Consider the following 18,009-nt stretch of genomic DNA (forward strand, 5'->3'; position numbering starts at 1 on the left):
ACTGTCTTGCGATACTTCAGCGCTGCGGCCTTCTGCGATGCCTTCTTCATCTGCAACTGCCCGACCAGTCGCCCACCCTGGAAAATAGGCAGTGTGATGGAAGGGCCGACATTCCATGCGCGTGAACTCCAGAACCCCAGATCTCGGAAGGACAGGGACTGGAAGCCAAACCCGGCATCGACCGTCACCTTGGGATAGAAGTCTGCCATGGCCTGCCCGACTTCCGCCGTGGCGGCATGCAGCTCGGCCTCGGCCTCCCGAATATCGGGGCGACGGCGGGCCAGTTCGGACGGCAAACCAATAGGAGGAGCAGGTGGCACCAGCGGAATAGCGGTCGCCCCCTGCAATTCCGTATTCAATGCACCGGGGGGGGCACCCATGAGCAAGGTTATCGCATTCATCTGCATGGTAATGCGCTGCTCATGCTGGGGGATCAGAGCGTTGGTGCGCTCCAGCTCTGAGCGGGCGCTTTCAACATCCAGTTCACTGACAAGGCCGGTCTTGTAGCGCGACCCGCTCAGTTGCAGCAGGGCGGCGGCAGCATCGCGGTTGGCGGTGGTAATCCGCAACTGCTCCTGCGCGTTGCGCAGAGCAATATAGTCAGACGCAAGCTCTGCCTGCCGGGCGACGAGAATCCCGCGCTGCTCCTCCTGCGTGGCAGCCATATAAGCCTTTGCGGCCTCATACTGGCGGCGCACCCGGCCCCACAGGTCAACCTCCCAACTGGCCTGAAGACCGTCCTGCCACTGGTTGAGCAAGGGAATACTGGCGGAGGATGCCTGCGATGTCAGCATATCCCCCAGCCCGGTGCCTGCGGCACTTTCACCCACGTTCTTGAGGATGTACTGCATTTCCTTGGAGCTATACTGCGCCTGACTGTACGAGCCAGAGGCCGCAAGATCAGGAAAGCGCTCCGCCCCGGCCAGCAGCAACTGCCCACGGCTGACAGCCAGCCGCTCGGCGGCCTGCAACACATCCAAGTTCTGGCTGGCCAGGCGGTTTTCCAACGCTGTCAGCTCGGCGTCATGGAAAAGGGACCACCACTGCGGGTCGGGTGCCTGCTGGCTGGGCACACTCAAAACCCGGCTTGCTGCCTGCCTGTTGGCAGGTTGCCACTGTGTGGGTGCCCAGCTTTCCGGTTTGTGATAATCCGGCCCTACCGCGCACCCGGCCAGCATGAACGCCAGCGATACCGCACCCGCCCGCTGCTTTTTCCCTTTTGCCACCCGCTTGCCCTCGTCGAAAATTATGCGCCAGCCTTAAGATGCGCTATACCGTTTTCTCGCTGACCGATCGGTTCGGTCAAGGCTCAACCTATCGTCTTTCCTTCGTGCGTCAATCGCCTTGCCTGTGAAGTTTCCCGCTCATGCTCCCTGCATCCCCTTCCTGCCAAACGCCTGATCACCCCCATGCTGGGGAATCCGAGGCCAAACGCCGACAGATTATGGAAGGTGCAAGCGCGGTTTTTGCCGAACACGGCTACGAGGGGGCCAGCATGTCCAACATCGCCCGCAAGGCCGGTGTTTCCAAGGGCACGCTGTATAATTACTTTACCAGCAAGGCCGACCTGTTTACCGCCTTTGTGGAAGAATGCAGCCGCACCAAGATGCCAAGCCTGCTGGCCTCGCTGCAAAGCGACGCCCCCGTGCAGGACACACTCCTGGCCATAGCAGGCAGCATGATCCGGCTGATGACACTGCCAGACAGCCTGACGCTGTGCCGGATCATTATTTCCGAAGCGCCGCACTTTCCGCACCTGGCGGAGTGTTTCTGGCAAAACGGGCCGCGCATTGCCATTTCCGGCATGGCCGAGTGGCTCCGCACCCAAACCGATATGGGCAGGCTGTATGTGGCAGACCCGGTCTTTGCCGCCGAGCAGTTTTTTGCGCTGTGTCAGACACGGGTGACCCACCGTAAGCGCTTTAACCTGCCCATGACCGAAGCCGAGGCGGATGAGGGCAAGGTGATTACCGAGGCCGTGCGCGTCTTTATGGCTGCCTACGGGCCACACACCGCGCAGGGCTGAGCCCACACACAGCATAAAAAAACCCCGCAGACCGGACCCGGCTGCGGGGTTTTTTACACCACAGGAGCACAGCCCCCGTGGTTATCGCCCTTTGGGGCTTATTTCTTCAGCGCGTCAGCAAGCTGGGGCACGATTTCAAACAGATCGCCCACAATGCCATAATCCGCCACCTGGAAGATCGGAGCCTCGGGGTCCTTGTTGACGGCCACGATCACGCGGCTGTCCTTCATACCTGCCAGATGCTGGATCGCACCTGAAATACCAAACGCCATATACAGTTCCGGCGCGACGATCTTGCCGGTCTGGCCGACCTGACATTCGTTAGCCACAAAGCCGGAGTCCACCGCTGCGCGGGATGCGCCAATGGCGGCCCCCAGCGCATCGGCCAACGGGTCGAGAGCATGGAACTTTTCCTCGCTCTGCATCCCACGGCCACCCGACACCACAACGCGGGCCGACTCCAGATCGGGGCGTTCGGAATCGGACAGGTGAATGGCCTCAAACCGCGACACGTCAGCACCATCGACCGGAGCCACAACCTCAACCGGGGCAGAGCCCCCTTCGGCCGGGGCAGCGTCAAACGCGGCGCTGCGCACTGTCAGCACTTTTTTGGCATCAGCCGAGCGCACGGTGGCCAGCGCATTGCCCGCGTAAATGGGGCGCACGAATGTATCGGCCCCTTCAATCCCGACCACATCGGGAATGGGCTGCACGTCCAGCAGAGCAGCGGCACGGGGCAGCACGTTTTTGCCCAGCGCACCGGCAGCAGCCACGATGTGGTCGTAACCGGGGGCGAGGGAGACAATCAGCGCGGCCAGCGGCTCGGCCAGTTCGTGGGCATAGCGCGCATCGGCGGCATGCAGCACGCGGCTGACTCCGGCAATGGCGGCGGCGGCCTGCGCGGCGGCGGCATCACCCGCGACCAGCACATGCACATCACCCAGGCGGGTTGCGGCTGCCACGGCAGACAGTGCCGCCTTCCTGATCCGGCCGCCTTCATGGTCCAGAAGAACAAGAGCGGTCATGTTCAGATCACCTTCGCTTCGTTACGCAGTTTTTCCACCAGTTCCGCGGCCGAGGCCAGCTTGACGCCAGCCGAACGCTCGGCGGGTTCCGCCACGGACACAATGGTCAGACGGGGGGCCATATCAACACCCAGATCGGCAGCCTGAAGGGTCTCAAGCGGCTTTTTCTTGGCCTTCATGATATTGGGCAGCGACGCATAGCGCGGCTCGTTCAGGCGCAGATCGGCCGTGATGATCGCGGGCAGCGCCAGGGAGACATCTTCCGTCCCGCCGTCAATCTCGCGGCTGACAAGGGCGCGGCCATCGGCCAGTTCGACCTTGCTGGCAAACGTGCCCTGGGCCCAGCCCAGCAGCCCGGCCAGCATCTGGCCGGTGGCGTTCATGTCGTCATCAATGGCCTGCTTGCCCAGAATGACCAGCCCAGGCTGTTCCTTCTCGACCAGCTTGGCCAGCACCTTGGCGACGGCCAGCGGCTCGGGGCTTTCGTCCGACAGGACCAGAATAGCGCGGTCCGCACCCATGGCCATGGCGGTACGCAATGTATCCTGCGCCTGCTGCACGCCAATGGACACCACCACAACTTCGGAAGCGGCGCCTTTTTCACGCAGGCGCACGGCTTCTTCCACCGCGATTTCGTCGAACGGGTTCATGGACATCTTGAGGCCAGCGGTTTCGACACCACTGCCATCTGCCTTGACGCGCGGTTTGATGTTGTAATCAACAACCCGCTTTACAGGTACGAGTATCTTCATGACTTCTTTCGCTTGCAGACGCAGGAGACTTCGGACTGACCCTTACAGTATTCCGGCCCGAAATTACATACCGGCCGGATAGTTCGGCCCGCCACCGCCCTCGGGCGTTGTCCAGTCGATGTTCTGTGTCGGGTCCTTGATGTCGCAGGTTTTGCAGTGCACGCAGTTCTGCGCGTTGATCCGCAGGCTGGGGTTTGTCTCCTCATCCGCCACTTCATACACCCCGGCGGGGCAGTAGCGGGCCTCGGGAGCCTGGAAGACATCCCAGTTGACCGTCTTCCACAAGGACGGATTCTTCAGCCGCAGATGTACGGGCTGATCTTCCTCATGATTGGTGGCGGACAGGAAGACCGAGGACAGGCGGTCAAACGTCAGCTTGCCATCGGGCTTGGGGTACAGAGGCTTTTCGCTCATCGCTGCAGGACGCAGGGTTTCGTTGTCCTGATGCTGGAAATGCAGGGTCCAGGGGGCGCGACCACGCAGCAGCATGGCGTCCAGCGCAGCATAAACCGCGCCACCACGTGCGCCAAAGCGGGCAAAGGCCGGGCGGATGTTGCGTGCGCCGCGCAGCTCCTGCCACAGCCAGGACCGCCGCACACGCTCGGTGTAAGAGCCGGGCTCAACACGGTCTGTCTTCAGCGCCTCGGCCACGGCTTCGGCCGCCAGCATACCCGACTTCATGGCCGTGTGGGTGCCTTTGATCTTGGGCACGTTGAGGAAACCTGCCGAATCCCCGATCAGCGCGCCACCGGGAAAGGTCAGCCGCGGGATGGATTGCAGCCCACCTTCGGACAGGGCCCGCGCGCCATAGGCAATGCGCCGCCCCCCTTCCAGATGCTTGCGGAACATGGGGTGCAGCTTCACGCGCTGCATTTCCTCAAAGGGGGACAGCCAGGTGTTGGCGTAGTCCAGCCCCATGACAAACCCGTAGGACACCAGGTTTTCGCCAAAGTGATACAGCCAGGCACCGCCATAGGTGCTGTCGTCCATCGGCCAGCCAAAGCTGTGCTGGACAAGGCCGGGGCGATGATTCTCGGCGGGGATTTCCCACACTTCCTTCACACCCAGCCCGTAGGTCTGCGGGTCCACGCCCTGGCGCAGGTCGTAATGGGCTATGACCTGCTTGGTCAGCGACCCACGGCAGCCTTCGGCAAACAGGGTGTGGCGGGCACGCAGTTCCATGCCCGGCTGATAGTTGGCGCCGGGCTTGCCATCACGCCCGACCCCCATGTCCCCCGTGGCCACACCCACCACGCGGTTGTTCTCGATCAGCACTTCGGCCCCGGCAAAGCCAGGATAGATCTCTACCCCTAGCTCTTCCGCCTGGGTGGCCAGCCAGCGGCAGACTTCGCCCAGGCTGACAATGTAATTGCCGTGGTTGGCCATGTGCGGCATCAGCTTGTCCAGCATGGGCACACGCACACCGCCCGTTGGGGTCAGGTAGAACATGTCCTCCGCCGTCACGGCAGTGGTCAGCGGGGCGCCGCGCTCGCGCCAGTCGGGCAGCAGCTCGGCCAAGGCACGCGGTTCGATCACCGCGCCTGAGACGATATGCGCCCCGATCTCGCTTCCCTTTTCGATCAGGCAGACACTGGTATCGGGCGAAAGCTGACGCAGGCGAATGGCCGCAGCCAGCCCCGCGGGGCCGCCACCAACGACAACAACGTCAAACTCCATCGACTCACGCACAGGCTCGCTCATTCCCTGTCTCTTTCCCCTTAACTTGACCGGCGGACACTCCTAAACCCGATCTTGCGCCAAATTGCAAAGCGCACGGACGGATACCGCCCGTGCGCCCAGCCCCGCCGGATGTTTTTTTTGCAGTCCTGTTGCCGCTGCGTTTAGTGCTGAAGCGCTGCCCGTGGGCCAAACGCCAGTTCATGCACTGCACGCCAGCTTGCATCGACAAAATTGACGATCAATGTCCGGCGCACCCCTGTGATGGGTCGGGGCACAAAGCCGTGCCATGTATCGTCCGACGGAATAAACAGCACCGCCGAATTAAAACGCCCCGGTGCCCGCACAGCCGACTGGCCATCGGGGGTCATCAGATCCGTGCCCCAGTCCTGCGCGCCTTCCCCATCGGAAAGGGAGACCAGGAGTGTCAGCTTCTTGGCCCCGATGTCAGTATGGGGCTCCAGCCAGAAACCATCCGTATCCAGACACAGCTCCAACCGCAGGGAGGCCGTGTCCAGCCCTATGCCGCACACGCTCTCAAACGCCTGCCGGGCCTGGGGGGCATCAAAATGCCGGGCCATGGAATCCAGCCGGGCGTCCCGCGCGCGGGCGTTTTCGTCCACAAAGACCCGGTAGGCATTATGGGTTTCGCGCCGCCCGCCGACATCACCCGCCAGAGCGCTATGGCCCGGATTCCACGCCACCAGCGCCTCGCACGCGGGCTGGGGCAGCACGTCGTGCAGGAACCAGTGCGTAAAAGGGTATGCTGCCGCCGGGGTGCGGGCAAGCTGCCCGGGCAGGGTGAAGTCCGTTGGCGCGCAACGTGTCTGGATATCGGGCCTCATGGTGTCCGATCCTTGAATATGGAACGAAAAAACGTGCCGTGCGAAAGGCCACAACGGGCGGCACTGTGCGGCGAATATCCGCCACAGGTTTTTCTTCCATGCGCCAAAACACCCTCAGGATCAAGCGCTATGGCGTACGACAGCCAGTAGCACCGGGCCTATGCGCCCCACCCCAAGACCCGCCACGCCGTCAGAGTGTGCTGGAAAAACGCCCCGCCGCAGCGCCCCCACCACTTTGCGCGGCAAGACCCACACGGTGTGTGTCAAACACGGCGGCCACGTTCCGTAAAAAGGGACGGCCCTTTTCCGTAACGCGAATAACCGGCCCTGCAAGGCTGACCAGCCCATCGCGCACAAAGGGGGCCATGGCGGCCAGTTCCCCGGCAAAATCTGCCGTGGCATCCGCTGTCTGTGCGCCCAGGTCCACACCCAGATCGCACATAATCCGTTCAATAATAGCCCCACGCTGGCGGTCCTGCGCGGTGCGGGCCACCCCACGGGCCACAGGCAGCCCCGGCCCGGCGGCCAGAGCACGGGCATATCCGGCGGGTGACACCACATTTTGCGCAAAGCCCTGCGGCAGCATGGACACGGCGGAGGCACCAATACCCAGCAAAGCCGTGCAGGAATCCGTGGTGTAACCCTGAAAATTGCGATGCAGCGTACCTGTGCGGGCAGCCTGGGCCAGCGGGTCAGCGGGCAGGGCGTAGTGGTCGAGTCCCACCGGCACATACCCTTCCTGCTTCAGCACCACATCCATCTGGGCGCGCTGGGCCAGACGCTCGGCCGAACCGGGCAGGGACTGGGTGGGAATAAGCTGCTGGCGCTTCTGCTTCCACGGCACATGGGCATAACCGAACACGGCCAGCCGGTCGGGCCGCAGGCTGGCAATGCTGCGGGCCGTGCGGGCAACGCTCTCCACGCTCTGATAGGGCAGGCCGTAAATCAGATCGATGTTGACACCACTGACCCCAGCCGCACGCACCTGACTGATGCAGTCGTGCGTCTGCTCGAAGGATTGCAGGCGGCCACAGGCCTCCTGCACACGCGGGTCAAGATCCTGCACGCCCAGGCTGATGCGGTTAAACCCCAGCTCCCCCAGCAGGGGCGGGCAGGGGGCAGGCACATGCCGGGGGTCCATTTCCATGGACAGTTCGGCCCCTGCTTCCAGCCGGAACAGGGCATGCACATCGCGCATGAGAGCCCGCAGGGCATCGGGGGGCAGGGTTGTGGGGGTGCCGCCGCCAAACTGCACATGCCGCACGGTGCGTGTGCTGCCCATCAGCCGGGCCACACGGGCCAGCTCGTCACGCAGCAGGTCGGCATAGGCGCTGCGGCCGCTGTCATGGCGCATGACGGAGGTGTTGCAGCCACAGAAGCGGCACAGCTCGTCACAAAAAGGCACATGAAAATAAAGGGAGACAGGTTCGCTGTCGGGCAGGGCCGCAAGCCAGCTTTCCACCTGGGGGGAGCCGACCGCATCCGTAAAGCTGGCGGCGGTCGGGTAACTTGTGTAGCGCGGCAGGTTCCCGCCGTAGCGGGCTATCAGCTCGGGAAGCGCTGCCGCGTCCATCACATCACGCTCAGAAGCGGTAGGCGATACCGGCGGACACAACCGTCGGGTCCAGGGACTCGTGGGCACGGATGTGGGCACCATTGCCGTAAGCCGTGTCCAGAATACCGCCTTTTTCCCAGGCGTGCATCCGCACGAACATCTGCTTGACATCGGCGTTGAAGAACCAGTTGCCAACCACCTGGTAGTCAAAGCCTACGTTGACAGACGGGCCACCGGTAAAGCCGGAGTTCAGCTTCATGTTATTTGCGCCATGCATGCTGTGGAACCACATGGCTGTCACACCAACGCCCGCATAGGGGTTAAAGCGCTTGTGCGGCATAAAGTGCCAGGCAAATGTCAGCGTGGGGGGCAGCACCCAGGCGCTCCCGACATCGAACGTGCTGCCAACGGCACCACCGTGGGCGGCCACTTCGTGGCGGGTGCTGGTGGCGATCAGGTCAACCGAGATATTGTCGGTGATGAAGTATTCAACCGTCAGTTCCGGCATGGCCTGGTTGGTGGTGGACAGGTGCGTGCCATTCAGCAGAACCTGCGAATTGCCACGGCCATTCGGGCCACCGGGTGTCAACCACACCTTGCTGTCACGGTCCTGCGGCAGGACGCCAACAGCCGACAGACGGACCATGATGTCACCACGGCCAAGGCCGATCTTGGTGCTGGCGCACGTTTCAAAAATGCCACAGTGGCCTCTGTGCTGCGGCGCATCAGGGATATGGCTCATCACCGGGGCGTTGACGTAGGCTGCGTTGCCAGCCGTCTGGGCCTGGGCGGTACCAGCCATGGCAGCCACACCGGCAACCATCGCTGTAAAGAGGGAACGGAGCTTGACCATACCTGTTGTCTCTTCCACTGCACGTAAATGTTCTGAGAGCGGAGAAATCACGCTTACGGTTACCATCACCTTGATTTAGATCAAGGTACCTGACAGCAGCGGGTATTCCTCAAAAGGCTGTGGCATTTTAACAACAATCCGTGTGTGACACCGCCAGCCCCGCGCAACCCTGCACCGCCCCATGCCGGTCACGGCTGTCATTGATTTATGTCAAGGAATTGGCAATAACTACTGCCGGTTTACTTCTTTTTCTGCCGGGGCGTGGGCGGCCGCCCAGTCACACTCCGGCCCGCGGATTTTACAGCATGGCACAGCCCACCCCGACACCGGCCTTTCCTCTTTCGGGCAAGGCCGTGCGTCCGCAGTCTGACAGCGATATCCGGCGCTGCCTGCTGTGCGAACGCCGCGCTGGCAGTGTGTGCGCTGGCATGGATGAAGCAAGCCTGGCCGTGCTGGCGCGATCGTCACGCAAGATACAGCTCCCCCCCGGCACCACGATTGTGGAGGAGGGAGACCACGCCGGGGCGTTCTTCAACATTACTGCTGGCACGGTCAAACTGTTCAAATCCCTGCCCGATGGCCGCAGGCAGATTACTGGCTTTGCCGATGCCGGGCAGTTTCTGGGCCTTGGCAATACCGATGTGTATCCTTTTGGCGCAGAAACCGTAAACGCGGTGCAGCTCTGCCGCTTCCAGCGCCAGCAGTTGGAAGCACTGCTGATCGACCTGCCCCGTTTTGAGCGGAACCTGCTGGCCTCTGTCACCGAACGCCTGACGGAAGCGCAGGAGCAGATGCTGCTGCTCGGCCGCAAGACCGCGCGCGAGAAGGTGGCCTCCTTCCTGCTCGGCCGCCTGGCCATAGGTTGTCAGGCTGACCTGAGCGCCCTGCCAGAGGCCGAACCTCTGGCCTCGGTCCCCATGACGCGGGTTGATATTGCCGATTATCTGGGCCTGACCATCGAAACCGTCAGCCGCACCATCAGCGCCCTGCGCCGTGAAAAGATTATTGCCAGCACGGAAAGCCACAGCATTCGCATTCTGGCCCCTGCAACCCTGCGCCACATCGCCACCGGCCAGCCGCAGGCATAAAAAAAACCGCCCTCCGTGGTGGAGGGCGGCCTGACCAGTCCTGTCAGTAACGTAAGGCTAGGCTGTACCGGCGTCAGTTCCCGTCGTCATCCCCATCGCCGCTGCCATCAGGAGTTGCCCCGCCAGCCGGAGCATCGGGGGAAATGGCAATAAACAGCGACTGCCCATCGCGCAGGATACGCAGCAGCACGGGCCGCTTGGCTGACAGAGCGGCCTTAACCGCCGTGACCGTAGCGCGGGGGTTATCCACCGTCTGGTTGCCCACGGCCTGAATAACATCCCCAGACCGGATACCGGCCTGGTCTGCCGGGCCACCGCTTTCAACCCCCTGCACAACAACGCCATGCACATCAGCCCCAAGACCAAGCTGCTGGCGCACATCGGGTGTCAGAGCCGCCAGGGCCACGCCCAGACGTTCCCCCGCATTGGCAGCACCGGCTGCCCCTCCGGCATCCCCCGCTGCGGAGGCTGTGGCGAGGTTGCCAATATGAACAGTCGCCGTCTGGGGCTTGTCCGCCCGGATATAACCCAGCGTGGCATCCTTGCCCGGTGCGATAGCCGCCACGCGCACCGCAAGATCATGCGGGCTGGCAATTTTCTGACCATTGAAGTCGGTAATGACGTCACCAGTCTTCAACCCGGCCTTTTCTGCCGGGCTGCCTGCGGTCACGCTGGCCACCAGCGCGCCCGACGGCGGTGCCCCGGCATCCTTTGCCGCAGGCAGGCCCAGCGCCCGCGCCATGACCGGGGAGATAACCTGAGCGTTCACACCGAGATACCCACGGACCACATGCCCCGTACGACGCAGTTGATCGACCACCGAACGCACGGTGTCAGACGGAATGGCAAAGCCGATCCCGATCGACCCGCCGCCAGACGGAGACAGAATGGCGGTATTCACACCCACCACCTTGCCGTCCTGCGTAAACAGCGGCCCACCGGAATTGCCACGGTTGATGGGGGCATCAACCTGGATGAAGTTGTCGTAAGGGCCTTCGTTAATGTCACGCCCACGGGCCGACACAATCCCCGCCGTAACAGTGCCACCCAGCCCGTAGGGGTTGCCAACCGCAATCACCCATTCACCGGGCTGTACGTCATCGGATTCGCCCAGTTCGATAAAGGGCAGCTTCTGGGTTGTTGTCACCTTCAGCAGCGCCAGATCGGTCTTGCTGTCGCGGCCTACAACCTTGGCAGGCAGGGTTGTGCCATCATCCAGTGTCACCGTGACCTTGGTCGCACCTTTGACCACATGGTTGTTGGTCACCACATACCCATCGGGTGAGATCAGAAAGCCCGACCCCCGTGCCTCAACCGGCTGGCGGGAGGTCTGGGGCATCATCTGGAACGGAAACGGGAAGGGGAAGGGTGACCCACCACCGCCCATGCCACCGCCTTCGGCCTCGACCGCCTCGGGGCGGATCATGGCGGTAATGGACACCACCGCCGGTTTGACCCGGTGCACCAGATCAACAAAATCGGGAATACGGTGCGGGGGCTCAGCGGGCTTGATCATGCCTGCCGTATCCGCCTGGGCCTGCCCTGCGGGCCAGACCGAAGCGCCAAGGCTGAACGCACACCCTGCCAGCAGGGCCAGTGTCCGGATACGGCCTACGCCACGATTTCTGACATTCGTCTCAGATTTTGCAGACATCACGATATCGACTGTTCCTTGCTTCTGTCCCGGCGGGACATCTCTTGCGGCAGACCGCCAGCAGGCCGCGCCCCTTAAGGGGCAGTGGCACAGCCTGCCATGCCTTACGCCCATTTTGTTAACATGGTTGCGCGCCGCCCCAAAAAAAGCAGGGGAGAGTATTAAAATCCGCCTTATATTATACCCGCTTGTGCCGCGTGACAGAGGCGCATACAGGCCTACCCGACCACAGCCCGTACGCCTTCTCTGCCGGGACACCGCACCCCAACCGGCAGGGTAGGAACACTGTTGTGGGTGGTCTGCACCCTTTCTGCTTCAGTCCCGGCCCGGGTACGAGCCGTTTTTTACCGGACAGAACCCGACACTGAGGGCAGGGGGCCACACCCCGGATTTTCACCCTGCGCCGGTCTGGCGCAGGGTGCGGAAAAAATCCTTCAGCAGGGCTGCGGCCTCACGCTCGCACACACCGCCCACAACCTCAGTCCGGTGCAGGGCGCCGGGCCGATGGGGCAGGCGTGCGCCATGTTCCACCGCGCCCCCCTTGGAGTCGTACGCCCCAAAAACAAGCCGCCCGAGCCGAAAATGCGCCATGGCGGCCGCACACATGGGGCAGGGTTCCAGCGTGACCACCAGGGTGCAGTCCGCCAGCCTGCGCCCGCCCCCAAGGCGCACAGCCTCGCGCATGGCCAGCATTTCGGCATGGGCGGAAGGGTCCTGCCATTCCTCCACCCTGTTGCCCGCGCTTGATATGACCTGCCCCCTGGAGTCCAGCACGACCGCGCCCACCGGCACTTCCCCCCTGGCTGCCGCAGCACGCGCCTGAGCCAGTGCCAGTGCCATTTCTCCCCGGTCTGTGCATGTTCTCACGCCTGTTGTCCCTTTTGCCCCTGCCTTACCGGCCCACAGGCTGAGTTTTTTACGCCACGATATGCGTCTGGCGCATATTTACATTGCATTTTCATTGGTTCTTTTGCCATCATGCCTAAATGATGCCACGATGTGTTCCACTCAGCGGCATCACGCTGACACGCAACGGTGACACCAGAATGTCACCCCTTGTTCCGGGAGGATTGAAACCATGCACAGCCTGTCTTTCATCCTGGTCGCGGCCGCCCTCGGCCTGGGCCTTGCCACCCTTGAACAGATCCCCGATCAGATGTCAGCCACAAACCCCGGCGCTACGGCTGCGCGGACAATGCCCATCAGCATGCCCTCACTCCTGCCCCACTAGGTGGCAGACAGCCCGCTGCGGCTGAATGGGCATAGGCAAGGCCATACCTGTTGTGGCACCTGAACGCGGGAGTTTCCACTCCAGAGCATTTTCGCGTTCGGGAACAGGCAGGGTCATGGTGGCACAGCGTCCGGTTATCGGCATTACTCTTGACCTGGAAGACGGCGGGGCAGGGCAGTATTCGCGCTATTCATGGTGCGCCATGCGTGAAAACTACATGTCCGCCGTTGCCACCGCTGGCGGGTTGCCCGTGGCGCTACCGCCGTTTGCCCAGCTTGGCCACGACTACGCCAGCCATATTGACGGCCTGCTCATAACCGGCGGCGCGTTTGACATCGACCCCGCCCTGTATGGTGACAGCGACCGCCACCCCTCCATAACCCTGCGCCCACGCCGCACCCGGGCTGAAAGCGCCTTTCTGGCCGCAGCGCTTGCGCGCGACCTGCCTGTGCTGGGGATCTGCGGTGGCATGCAGCTTATGGCGGTGGCTCTGGGCGGCACGCTGATCCAGCACATCCCTGACACGCTGCCCAACGCCCTGCCGCATGAACAACCCAACCCGCGGGACGAGGCCAGCCACACAGTCGCCCTGACCCCAGGCACCCGGCTGGCCCAGGTAGCACAGGGGCGCCTGCAGGCGGCTGTCAATTCGGCCCACCATCAGGCGGTGCGCACACCGGGCCGGGGCGTGGTCAACGCCGTGGCGGATGATGGTGTGATAGAAGGAATCGAAGATCCGGCGCACCGTTTCTTCCTTGGGGTGCAATGGCACCCGGAATTTGGCATAGACCCGGTAGACAAGGCTCTGTTCAGAGCCTTTGCCCAGGCAGCAGGAGAACGAGGGTGAGCGAGGACACGCGCGGAGAGCGCATTGCCAAATGGCTGGCCAGGTCAGGTGTGGCCAGCCGCCGCGATGCCGAGCGCATGATAGAGGAAGGGCGCGTGCGCCTGAACGGGCAGACAGTGACCCACCCGGCCACCTTTGTGGCGCAGGGGGACATTGTGCAGGCCGACGATACGGTGGTGGCTGGGGCCGAGCGCACCCGGCTGTGGCGGTACCACAAGCCCGACGGGCTGGTTACAACCCACCGCGACCCCGAAGGCCGCCGCACCGTGTTTGCCGCCATGCCCGAAGACATGCCGCGTGTGATCAGCATCGGCCGACTGGACCTGAACAGCGAGGGCCTGCTGCTACTGACCAACGACGGCGCTCTGGCCCGCCAGCTTGAGCTGCCCTCCAACGGCTGGCTGCGCCGCTACCGCGTGCGTGTGTTCGGTGTGGTGGACGAGGCCCAACTGGCTGCTCTGGCCGGGGGCAGCGTGTTTGACGGCGTGCGTTACGGCCCGATTACGGCCGCTCTGGATTCGCGCAAGGGCGACAACGCCTGGCTGACCGTGTCCCTGCGTGAAGGCAAGAACCGCGAGATCCGTAAGGTCATGAGCGGCCTGAACCTGCATGTCAGCCGCCTGATCCGCACCAGCTACGGCCCCTTCCAGCTTGGGGTGCTGCCCCGTGGCGCGCTTGAGGAAGTGTCCCCCCGTGTGCTGCGCGACCAGTTGCCCAAGGCCGATAGCAAGGACACCGCCCCCCGCACCCGTCGCAAGGACTAAGGGGTGCGTATTATTGCAGGCAGCCGCCGGGGCCGTGTTCTGGCAGCTCCGGCAGGGCCAGCCACCCGCCCCACGGCGGACAGGGTGCGTCAGGCCCTGTTTGACATGCTGCTGCACGCCCCCTGGGGCGGGCACGCCCTGCTGGCCGATGCCCACGTGCTGGACGCCTTTGCCGGCACCGGCGCACTGGGGCTGGAGGCCCTGTCACGCGGGGCGGCCCATGCCACGTTTTTTGAAACCGACCGCATGGCTCTGGCCGCCCTGCGCGCCAACATCCGCACCTGCCGGTGGGAGCAGGAGTGCACCGTGCTGGCGCGTGATGTCACCCGCCCGCCCCAGGCCCCCCGGCCTGCCAGCCTGCTGTTTCTGGACCCGCCCTATCACAAAAACCTTGTTCCACAGACCATGACAGCCCTGCAAGCCGCAGGCTGGGTGGCACCGGGGGCACTGGCTGTCGTGGAAACCGCCCGGGACGAGGCCCATCCCTATGACCCCGCCGAAGGGGCACACCCCACCCTTCTGGCCGAGCGCCAGCATGGTGCGGCGCGACTGTCCATCTGGCAGCTTTAGGCGCACGGCCAAAAAGGCGCTTTGGTTCGGCCACCGTGCTGCGCTACACAGCACGGAACAGGAACTTACAGAGCACGGAAGGCACGGTCGCACATGGCTGGCAGCGTCAACAAAGTCATACTGGTGGGCAACCTGGGCAAAGACCCGGAAGTCCGCAACAGCCAGAACGGCGGTAAAATCGTCTCTTTCTCCGTCGCCACCAGCGATACATGGAACGACCGCGCCTCGGGCGAGCGCCGCGAACGCACGGAATGGCACCGCGTTGTCATTTTTAACGAACGTCTGGCCGATGTGGCGGAGCGCTTTTTGCGCAAAGGCCGCAAGGTTTACCTGGAAGGCTCGCTCCAGACCCGCAAATGGACCGGCCAGGACGGGCAGGAGCGTTTTACGACCGAAGTTATCATCGACCGTTTCCGTGGTGAACTGACCCTGCTGGACAGCCGCAATGGCGGTGATGAAGGCGGCGGCGGTGGTGGCAGCGCCTATGGTGGCGGCTACGGTGGTGGCAATGGCGGCGGCGACAGCTACGGTGGCAGCAGCTATGGCGGTGGCAACGGCGGCTCTGCCGCACCGTCACGCCTGCCGTCCCCCCAGCGGGGTGGGTCCGCCCCCTCCGGCGGCGGGTGGGATGCCTCTGGCAACAGCGATCTGGACGACGAAATCCCGTTCTGATCTGCCATTTACCCCTTCATACTCTGAGCAACGCGCGTGGTGGCCTGTACCAGCAGAGCCACTGCGCACGATAGCCGCCCCTGCACAGCCCCCGGCGGCCCCGGCGGCGGCGTTGCCCCCCACACCAGCCTGACCACTCCGCCCAGTTCCTGCATGTGGCATGGCCCCGACTGCGGCACACCCCCACCCCATAGCCTACAGGCGGGCCACGGCGTAACACCCGGCCCAGACACACCCCATGCCCCAGACCCCCGTGCGCGCCCACCCCTTCCGGCTTGCCACACTGCTGACAGCCACGGGCATAAGCTGCCTGGCGCTCATGCCCCTGCTGCTGTTTTACACCCGCGCAGGCAGCGACATTGCCGCCACCCTGACGGGCCTGCTGTTTGTGCTGCACAGCGCCATCAAAAAAGACTGGGACTGGACACGCCAGAACTGGGTGCGGCTGGCAGCCCTGTTCTGCGGGCTGTGTCTTGTGTCCTCCCTCCTGTCCGGGGTGCGGCAGTCGTGGGAACAGGCGCTGTGCCTGCCCCGCCTGTTCCTGTTTATTGCGGCACTGCAAAGCTGGCTGCTGCCCACACCGCGCACCGCCACCATGCTGGAGCGGATTTATCTGATCATGACCGTCTGGCTGGTCAGCCAGAGCTGGATGCAGTTTGCGACCGGCCATAACCTGATGGGCTACCCCCGCTGGGCTGACGGCACGCTGACAGGCCCGTTTGAAAAACCCCGCGCGGCTTTTCCCTTTGTCATGATGTTTTTCCCCGGTGTCATGCCCTCCATCCTGCGCGCCCTGCGGGACAGCCGCCTACCCCGGCGTCTGCTGGGGTTTGCGGTGCTGCTGGGCTGTGTGGCCACCATGATCATCATCGGCCAGCGCGTGTGCACCCTGCTGCTGCTGGGCGGGCTGACCCTGACAGCCCTGCTGGTGCGCCGCTTCCGCCTGCCGTTCTGCCTGATTGCGCTGGCGACAGCGGTTATACTCGCCGCCCTGCCGGTGCTGTCGCCCCAGGCCTATGCCAAGCTGGTGCTGAAGTTCCTGAACCAGATGGGGCATTTTGCCCAAAGCGACTACGGCCTGCTGTTCCGCTCGGCCACGGCCATGGTGCTTGCCCACCCCTGGCTGGGGCTGGGCATGGACGGGTTCCGCCACGCCTGCCACCAGAGCATGCACAGCCCTGCCGTGCCGTTTCTGGGTCTGCCATCGCTCAGCAATGATATTGGCGGGGGCTGCAACATCCACCCGCATAACTACTACCTGCAGGTGGCCACATCCGCCGGGATACCGGGGCTGATGGTGTTCTGCCTGCTGATTGTAACCTGGCTGCGGACCGGGTTCCGCGCGCTTGATGTCAGCCAGCACCCCCGGCAGGCCATGCTGCTGGTCATCTGCTGTGCGGTGCTGTGGCCTGTGACCTCCACCAGTTCGGTCTTTTCCTTCCCCACCACGGGGTGGCTGTGCCTGTCACTGGGCTGGCTGCTGGCCAGCAGCCCCACCCGCAAGCCCGATACGGCGGCCGACATGTCATGATCATGTCATATCCTGCCAGCAGCCCGGTTGTGGGCCGCTGGCAGGTGTGTGCGACCGCGTTTGTAGCCGGGAAGAAAAACTGGTTTAAAAATACTTACTTAGTTAAAATTTTTTCAAAAAATACTTTCGATGCTGCTTTTTCAACCAGCACCTGCCCCGATATTCCACCACCAATACCTTGTTGCAGACAGTTTCTGACAGTCCAGCCCCCCAGCCATAAAATTCTTGGCGGACGAAGGTGTTGCGGTTATAAGCCGCCTGATTCTTTCAAGGCAGGTTACCCTGTCATTGCAAAGGCAGAAAAAAGACATGATTACTTTACCGCCTGATTATCGCCCGTCTGAAGATGAAGAATTCATGAATCCTCTTCAGACTGAATATTTCCGGCAAAAGCTGCTCAGGTGGCGGGCTGACCTTTTGAAAGAGGCAGGCGATACGCTGGCCAGTCTTTCCGAAGGGGGCATTCATGAAGCCGACATTACCGACCGCGCCAGTGTCGAAACCGACCGCGCGCTTGAACTGCGTACCCGTGACCGCGCCCGCAAGCTGATCGGCAAGATCAATCTGGCATTGCAGCGTGTTGAAAACGGGTCCTACGGCTATTGCGAGGAAACGGGTGAGCCAATCGGCCTGAAAAGGCTGGAAGCCCGCCCCATTGCCACCCTCTCGATCGAGGCGCAGGAGCAGCACGAACGCATGGAAAAAACACACCGGGACGATTAATTTTCATTTTTTCGTCCTATCAGGCTTGCGGGACACGTTCCAAGCCGCTAGAACGCCCCGCAAGTCAAGCTGCTGCTGTAGCTCAGTGGTAGAGCACTCCCTTGGTAAGGGAGAGGTCGACAGTTCAATCCTGTCCAGCAGCACCAGCTTTTCTTTCCCCTTTCCAAAACACCACGCCCCCGCGAGGGCAGGCTGG

At 63.0% G+C, this 18,009-nt stretch carries 20 protein-coding genes and 1 tRNA gene (1 of these 21 cut by a window edge); 11 read left to right on the forward strand and 10 right to left on the reverse strand.

Annotated features, from left to right (window positions below; genetic code table 11):
* Nucleotides 1-1,178 carry the 5' portion of an efflux transporter outer membrane subunit gene (locus FLP30_RS04520; protein WP_149280215.1) on the reverse strand. It extends 322 nt beyond the left edge of the window, so only the first 1,178 of its 1,500 coding nucleotides appear in the window; its start codon is at nt 1,176-1,178; the stop codon falls past the left edge of the window.
* 188 nt (nt 1,179-1,366) lie between these two features.
* Here FLP30_RS04520 and FLP30_RS04525 point away from each other — a divergent pair, with 188 nt between their 5' ends.
* Nucleotides 1,367-2,026 carry a TetR/AcrR family transcriptional regulator gene (locus FLP30_RS04525; RefSeq protein WP_149278773.1) on the forward strand — a complete coding sequence of 220 codons (660 nt, stop codon included), beginning with the start codon at nt 1,367-1,369 and terminating at the stop codon, nt 2,024-2,026.
* A gap of 98 nt (nt 2,027-2,124) precedes the next feature.
* On the opposite strand, the gene FLP30_RS04530 is transcribed toward FLP30_RS04525, so the two are convergent.
* The 6 genes from FLP30_RS04530 to FLP30_RS04555 all read right to left on the reverse strand — a co-directional run bounded on the left by FLP30_RS04530 (nt 2,125) and on the right by FLP30_RS04555 (nt 8,733).
* Nucleotides 2,125-3,051, reverse strand: a complete 927-nt coding sequence (locus FLP30_RS04530; protein ID WP_149278774.1) for an FAD-binding protein — start codon at nt 3,049-3,051, stop codon at nt 2,125-2,127.
* A 2-nt stretch (nt 3,052-3,053) separates the two neighbouring features.
* On the reverse strand, nt 3,054-3,803 hold the full coding sequence (locus FLP30_RS04535) for an electron transfer flavoprotein subunit beta/FixA family protein (protein ID WP_149278775.1): 750 nt from the start codon (nt 3,801-3,803) through the stop codon (nt 3,054-3,056).
* 63 nt (nt 3,804-3,866) lie between these two features.
* Entirely contained in the window at nt 3,867-5,504 is a 1,638-nt protein-coding gene (locus FLP30_RS04540) for an electron transfer flavoprotein-ubiquinone oxidoreductase (RefSeq protein ID WP_149278776.1), read from the reverse strand.
* A 140-nt stretch (nt 5,505-5,644) separates the two neighbouring features.
* The gene (locus FLP30_RS04545) at nt 5,645-6,325 is read right to left on the reverse strand and encodes a 2OG-Fe(II) oxygenase (RefSeq protein ID WP_149278777.1); all 681 of its coding nucleotides are present in this window, start codon (nt 6,323-6,325) and stop codon (nt 5,645-5,647) included.
* 190 nt (nt 6,326-6,515) lie between these two features.
* A complete protein-coding gene (gene hemN, locus FLP30_RS04550; RefSeq protein WP_149280216.1) occupies nt 6,516-7,898 on the reverse strand; it encodes an oxygen-independent coproporphyrinogen III oxidase in 1,383 nt (460 codons plus the stop codon).
* A 10-nt stretch (nt 7,899-7,908) separates the two neighbouring features.
* A complete protein-coding gene (locus tag FLP30_RS04555; protein WP_149278778.1) occupies nt 7,909-8,733 on the reverse strand; it encodes an OmpW/AlkL family protein in 825 nt (274 codons plus the stop codon).
* A gap of 305 nt (nt 8,734-9,038) precedes the next feature.
* Between FLP30_RS04555 and FLP30_RS04560 the strand changes: the two genes are divergently transcribed.
* Complete coding sequence (locus FLP30_RS04560) at nt 9,039-9,821, forward strand: Crp/Fnr family transcriptional regulator (protein ID WP_149278779.1); 783 nt, start codon at nt 9,039-9,041, stop codon at nt 9,819-9,821.
* Nucleotides 9,822-9,894: 73 nt separating this feature from the next.
* On the opposite strand, the gene FLP30_RS04565 is transcribed toward FLP30_RS04560, so the two are convergent.
* Entirely contained in the window at nt 9,895-11,475 is a 1,581-nt protein-coding gene (locus FLP30_RS04565; RefSeq protein WP_149278780.1) for a Do family serine endopeptidase, read from the reverse strand.
* A 393-nt stretch (nt 11,476-11,868) separates the two neighbouring features.
* Complete coding sequence (locus FLP30_RS04570; protein WP_149280217.1) at nt 11,869-12,315, reverse strand: nucleoside deaminase; 447 nt, start codon at nt 12,313-12,315, stop codon at nt 11,869-11,871.
* Nucleotides 12,316-12,553: 238 nt separating this feature from the next.
* Between FLP30_RS04570 and FLP30_RS14060 the strand changes: the two genes are divergently transcribed.
* The 5 genes from FLP30_RS14060 to ssb all read left to right on the forward strand — a co-directional run bounded on the left by FLP30_RS14060 (nt 12,554) and on the right by ssb (nt 15,559).
* Nucleotides 12,554-12,706 carry a hypothetical protein gene (locus FLP30_RS14060; RefSeq protein ID WP_168200045.1) on the forward strand — a complete coding sequence of 51 codons (153 nt, stop codon included), beginning with the start codon at nt 12,554-12,556 and terminating at the stop codon, nt 12,704-12,706.
* Between the two features lie 115 nt (nt 12,707-12,821).
* Nucleotides 12,822-13,553 (forward strand): gamma-glutamyl-gamma-aminobutyrate hydrolase family protein, encoded by a 732-nt coding sequence (locus tag FLP30_RS04575; RefSeq protein WP_149278781.1) that lies wholly within the window; start codon nt 12,822-12,824, stop codon nt 13,551-13,553.
* Nucleotides 13,550-14,317, forward strand: a complete 768-nt coding sequence (locus tag FLP30_RS04580; RefSeq protein ID WP_210419307.1) for a pseudouridine synthase — start codon at nt 13,550-13,552, stop codon at nt 14,315-14,317. The genes FLP30_RS04575 and FLP30_RS04580 overlap by 4 nt, the downstream gene beginning before the upstream one ends.
* Nucleotides 14,318-14,320: 3 nt before the next feature.
* Nucleotides 14,321-14,887, forward strand: coding sequence for a 16S rRNA (guanine(966)-N(2))-methyltransferase RsmD (rsmD, locus tag FLP30_RS04585; RefSeq protein WP_149278783.1), 567 nt, complete (start codon nt 14,321-14,323; stop codon nt 14,885-14,887).
* Nucleotides 14,888-14,980: 93 nt separating this feature from the next.
* The gene (gene ssb, locus FLP30_RS04590) at nt 14,981-15,559 is read left to right on the forward strand and encodes a single-stranded DNA-binding protein (protein WP_149278784.1); all 579 of its coding nucleotides are present in this window, start codon (nt 14,981-14,983) and stop codon (nt 15,557-15,559) included.
* Nucleotides 15,560-15,567: 8 nt separating this feature from the next.
* Here ssb and FLP30_RS04595 read toward each other — a convergent pair whose 3' ends face one another.
* On the reverse strand, nt 15,568-15,792 hold the full coding sequence (locus FLP30_RS04595) for a hypothetical protein (RefSeq protein WP_149278785.1): 225 nt from the start codon (nt 15,790-15,792) through the stop codon (nt 15,568-15,570).
* Nucleotides 15,793-15,797: 5 nt separating this feature from the next.
* On the opposite strand from FLP30_RS04595, the gene FLP30_RS04600 reads away from it, so the two are divergent.
* The 4 genes from FLP30_RS04600 (at nt 15,798) to FLP30_RS04615 (ending at nt 17,959) form a co-directional block, all read left to right on the forward strand.
* Nucleotides 15,798-17,090, forward strand: coding sequence for an O-antigen ligase family protein (locus FLP30_RS04600; protein ID WP_149278786.1), 1,293 nt, complete (start codon nt 15,798-15,800; stop codon nt 17,088-17,090).
* The gene (locus FLP30_RS04605; protein WP_149278787.1) at nt 17,087-17,419 is read left to right on the forward strand and encodes a hypothetical protein; all 333 of its coding nucleotides are present in this window, start codon (nt 17,087-17,089) and stop codon (nt 17,417-17,419) included. The genes FLP30_RS04600 and FLP30_RS04605 overlap by 4 nt, the downstream gene beginning before the upstream one ends.
* Nucleotides 17,400-17,813: an RNA polymerase-binding protein DksA gene (gene dksA, locus FLP30_RS04610; RefSeq protein ID WP_149278788.1), complete on the forward strand. Its 414-nt coding sequence runs from the start codon at nt 17,400-17,402 to the stop codon at nt 17,811-17,813. Before FLP30_RS04605 ends, dksA begins: the two co-directional genes overlap by 20 nt.
* A gap of 71 nt (nt 17,814-17,884) precedes the next feature.
* Nucleotides 17,885-17,959 (forward strand) — tRNA-Thr (locus FLP30_RS04615).
* Nucleotides 17,960-18,009: the final 50 nt, after the last annotated feature.

Origin of the sequence: Acetobacter vaccinii, assembly GCF_008365315.1 — a bacterium.
Classification (GTDB): Bacteria; Pseudomonadota; Alphaproteobacteria; order Acetobacterales; family Acetobacteraceae; genus Acetobacter; species Acetobacter vaccinii.

Bases quoted from the DNA above. Each gene is read 5' to 3' on its own strand.
- FLP30_RS04565 (WP_149278780.1), bottom strand. From the start codon at position 11,475: ATGTCTGCAAAATCTGAGACGAATGTCAGAAATCGTGGCGTAGGCCGT.
- FLP30_RS04560 (WP_149278779.1), top strand. From the start codon at position 9,039: ATGGCACAGCCCACCCCGACACCGGCCTTTCCTCTTTCGGGCAAGGCC.
- FLP30_RS04605 (WP_149278787.1), top strand. From the start codon at position 17,087: ATGATCATGTCATATCCTGCCAGCAGCCCGGTTGTGGGCCGCTGGCAG.
- FLP30_RS04555 (WP_149278778.1), bottom strand. From the start codon at position 8,733: ATGGTCAAGCTCCGTTCCCTCTTTACAGCGATGGTTGCCGGTGTGGCT.
- FLP30_RS04545 (WP_149278777.1), bottom strand. From the start codon at position 6,325: ATGAGGCCCGATATCCAGACACGTTGCGCGCCAACGGACTTCACCCTG.
- dksA (WP_149278788.1), top strand. From the start codon at position 17,400: ATGATTACTTTACCGCCTGATTATCGCCCGTCTGAAGATGAAGAATTC.
- FLP30_RS04530 (WP_149278774.1), bottom strand. From the start codon at position 3,051: ATGACCGCTCTTGTTCTTCTGGACCATGAAGGCGGCCGGATCAGGAAG.
- hemN (WP_149280216.1), bottom strand. From the start codon at position 7,898: ATGGACGCGGCAGCGCTTCCCGAGCTGATAGCCCGCTACGGCGGGAAC.
- FLP30_RS04575 (WP_149278781.1), top strand. From the start codon at position 12,822: ATGGTGGCACAGCGTCCGGTTATCGGCATTACTCTTGACCTGGAAGAC.
- FLP30_RS04535 (WP_149278775.1), bottom strand. From the start codon at position 3,803: ATGAAGATACTCGTACCTGTAAAGCGGGTTGTTGATTACAACATCAAA.
- FLP30_RS04600 (WP_149278786.1), top strand. From the start codon at position 15,798: ATGCCCCAGACCCCCGTGCGCGCCCACCCCTTCCGGCTTGCCACACTG.
- FLP30_RS04525 (WP_149278773.1), top strand. From the start codon at position 1,367: ATGCTCCCTGCATCCCCTTCCTGCCAAACGCCTGATCACCCCCATGCT.
- ssb (WP_149278784.1), top strand. From the start codon at position 14,981: ATGGCTGGCAGCGTCAACAAAGTCATACTGGTGGGCAACCTGGGCAAA.
- FLP30_RS04540 (WP_149278776.1), bottom strand. From the start codon at position 5,504: ATGAGCGAGCCTGTGCGTGAGTCGATGGAGTTTGACGTTGTTGTCGTT.
- FLP30_RS04570 (WP_149280217.1), bottom strand. From the start codon at position 12,315: ATGGCACTGGCACTGGCTCAGGCGCGTGCTGCGGCAGCCAGGGGGGAA.
- FLP30_RS14060 (WP_168200045.1), top strand. From the start codon at position 12,554: ATGCACAGCCTGTCTTTCATCCTGGTCGCGGCCGCCCTCGGCCTGGGC.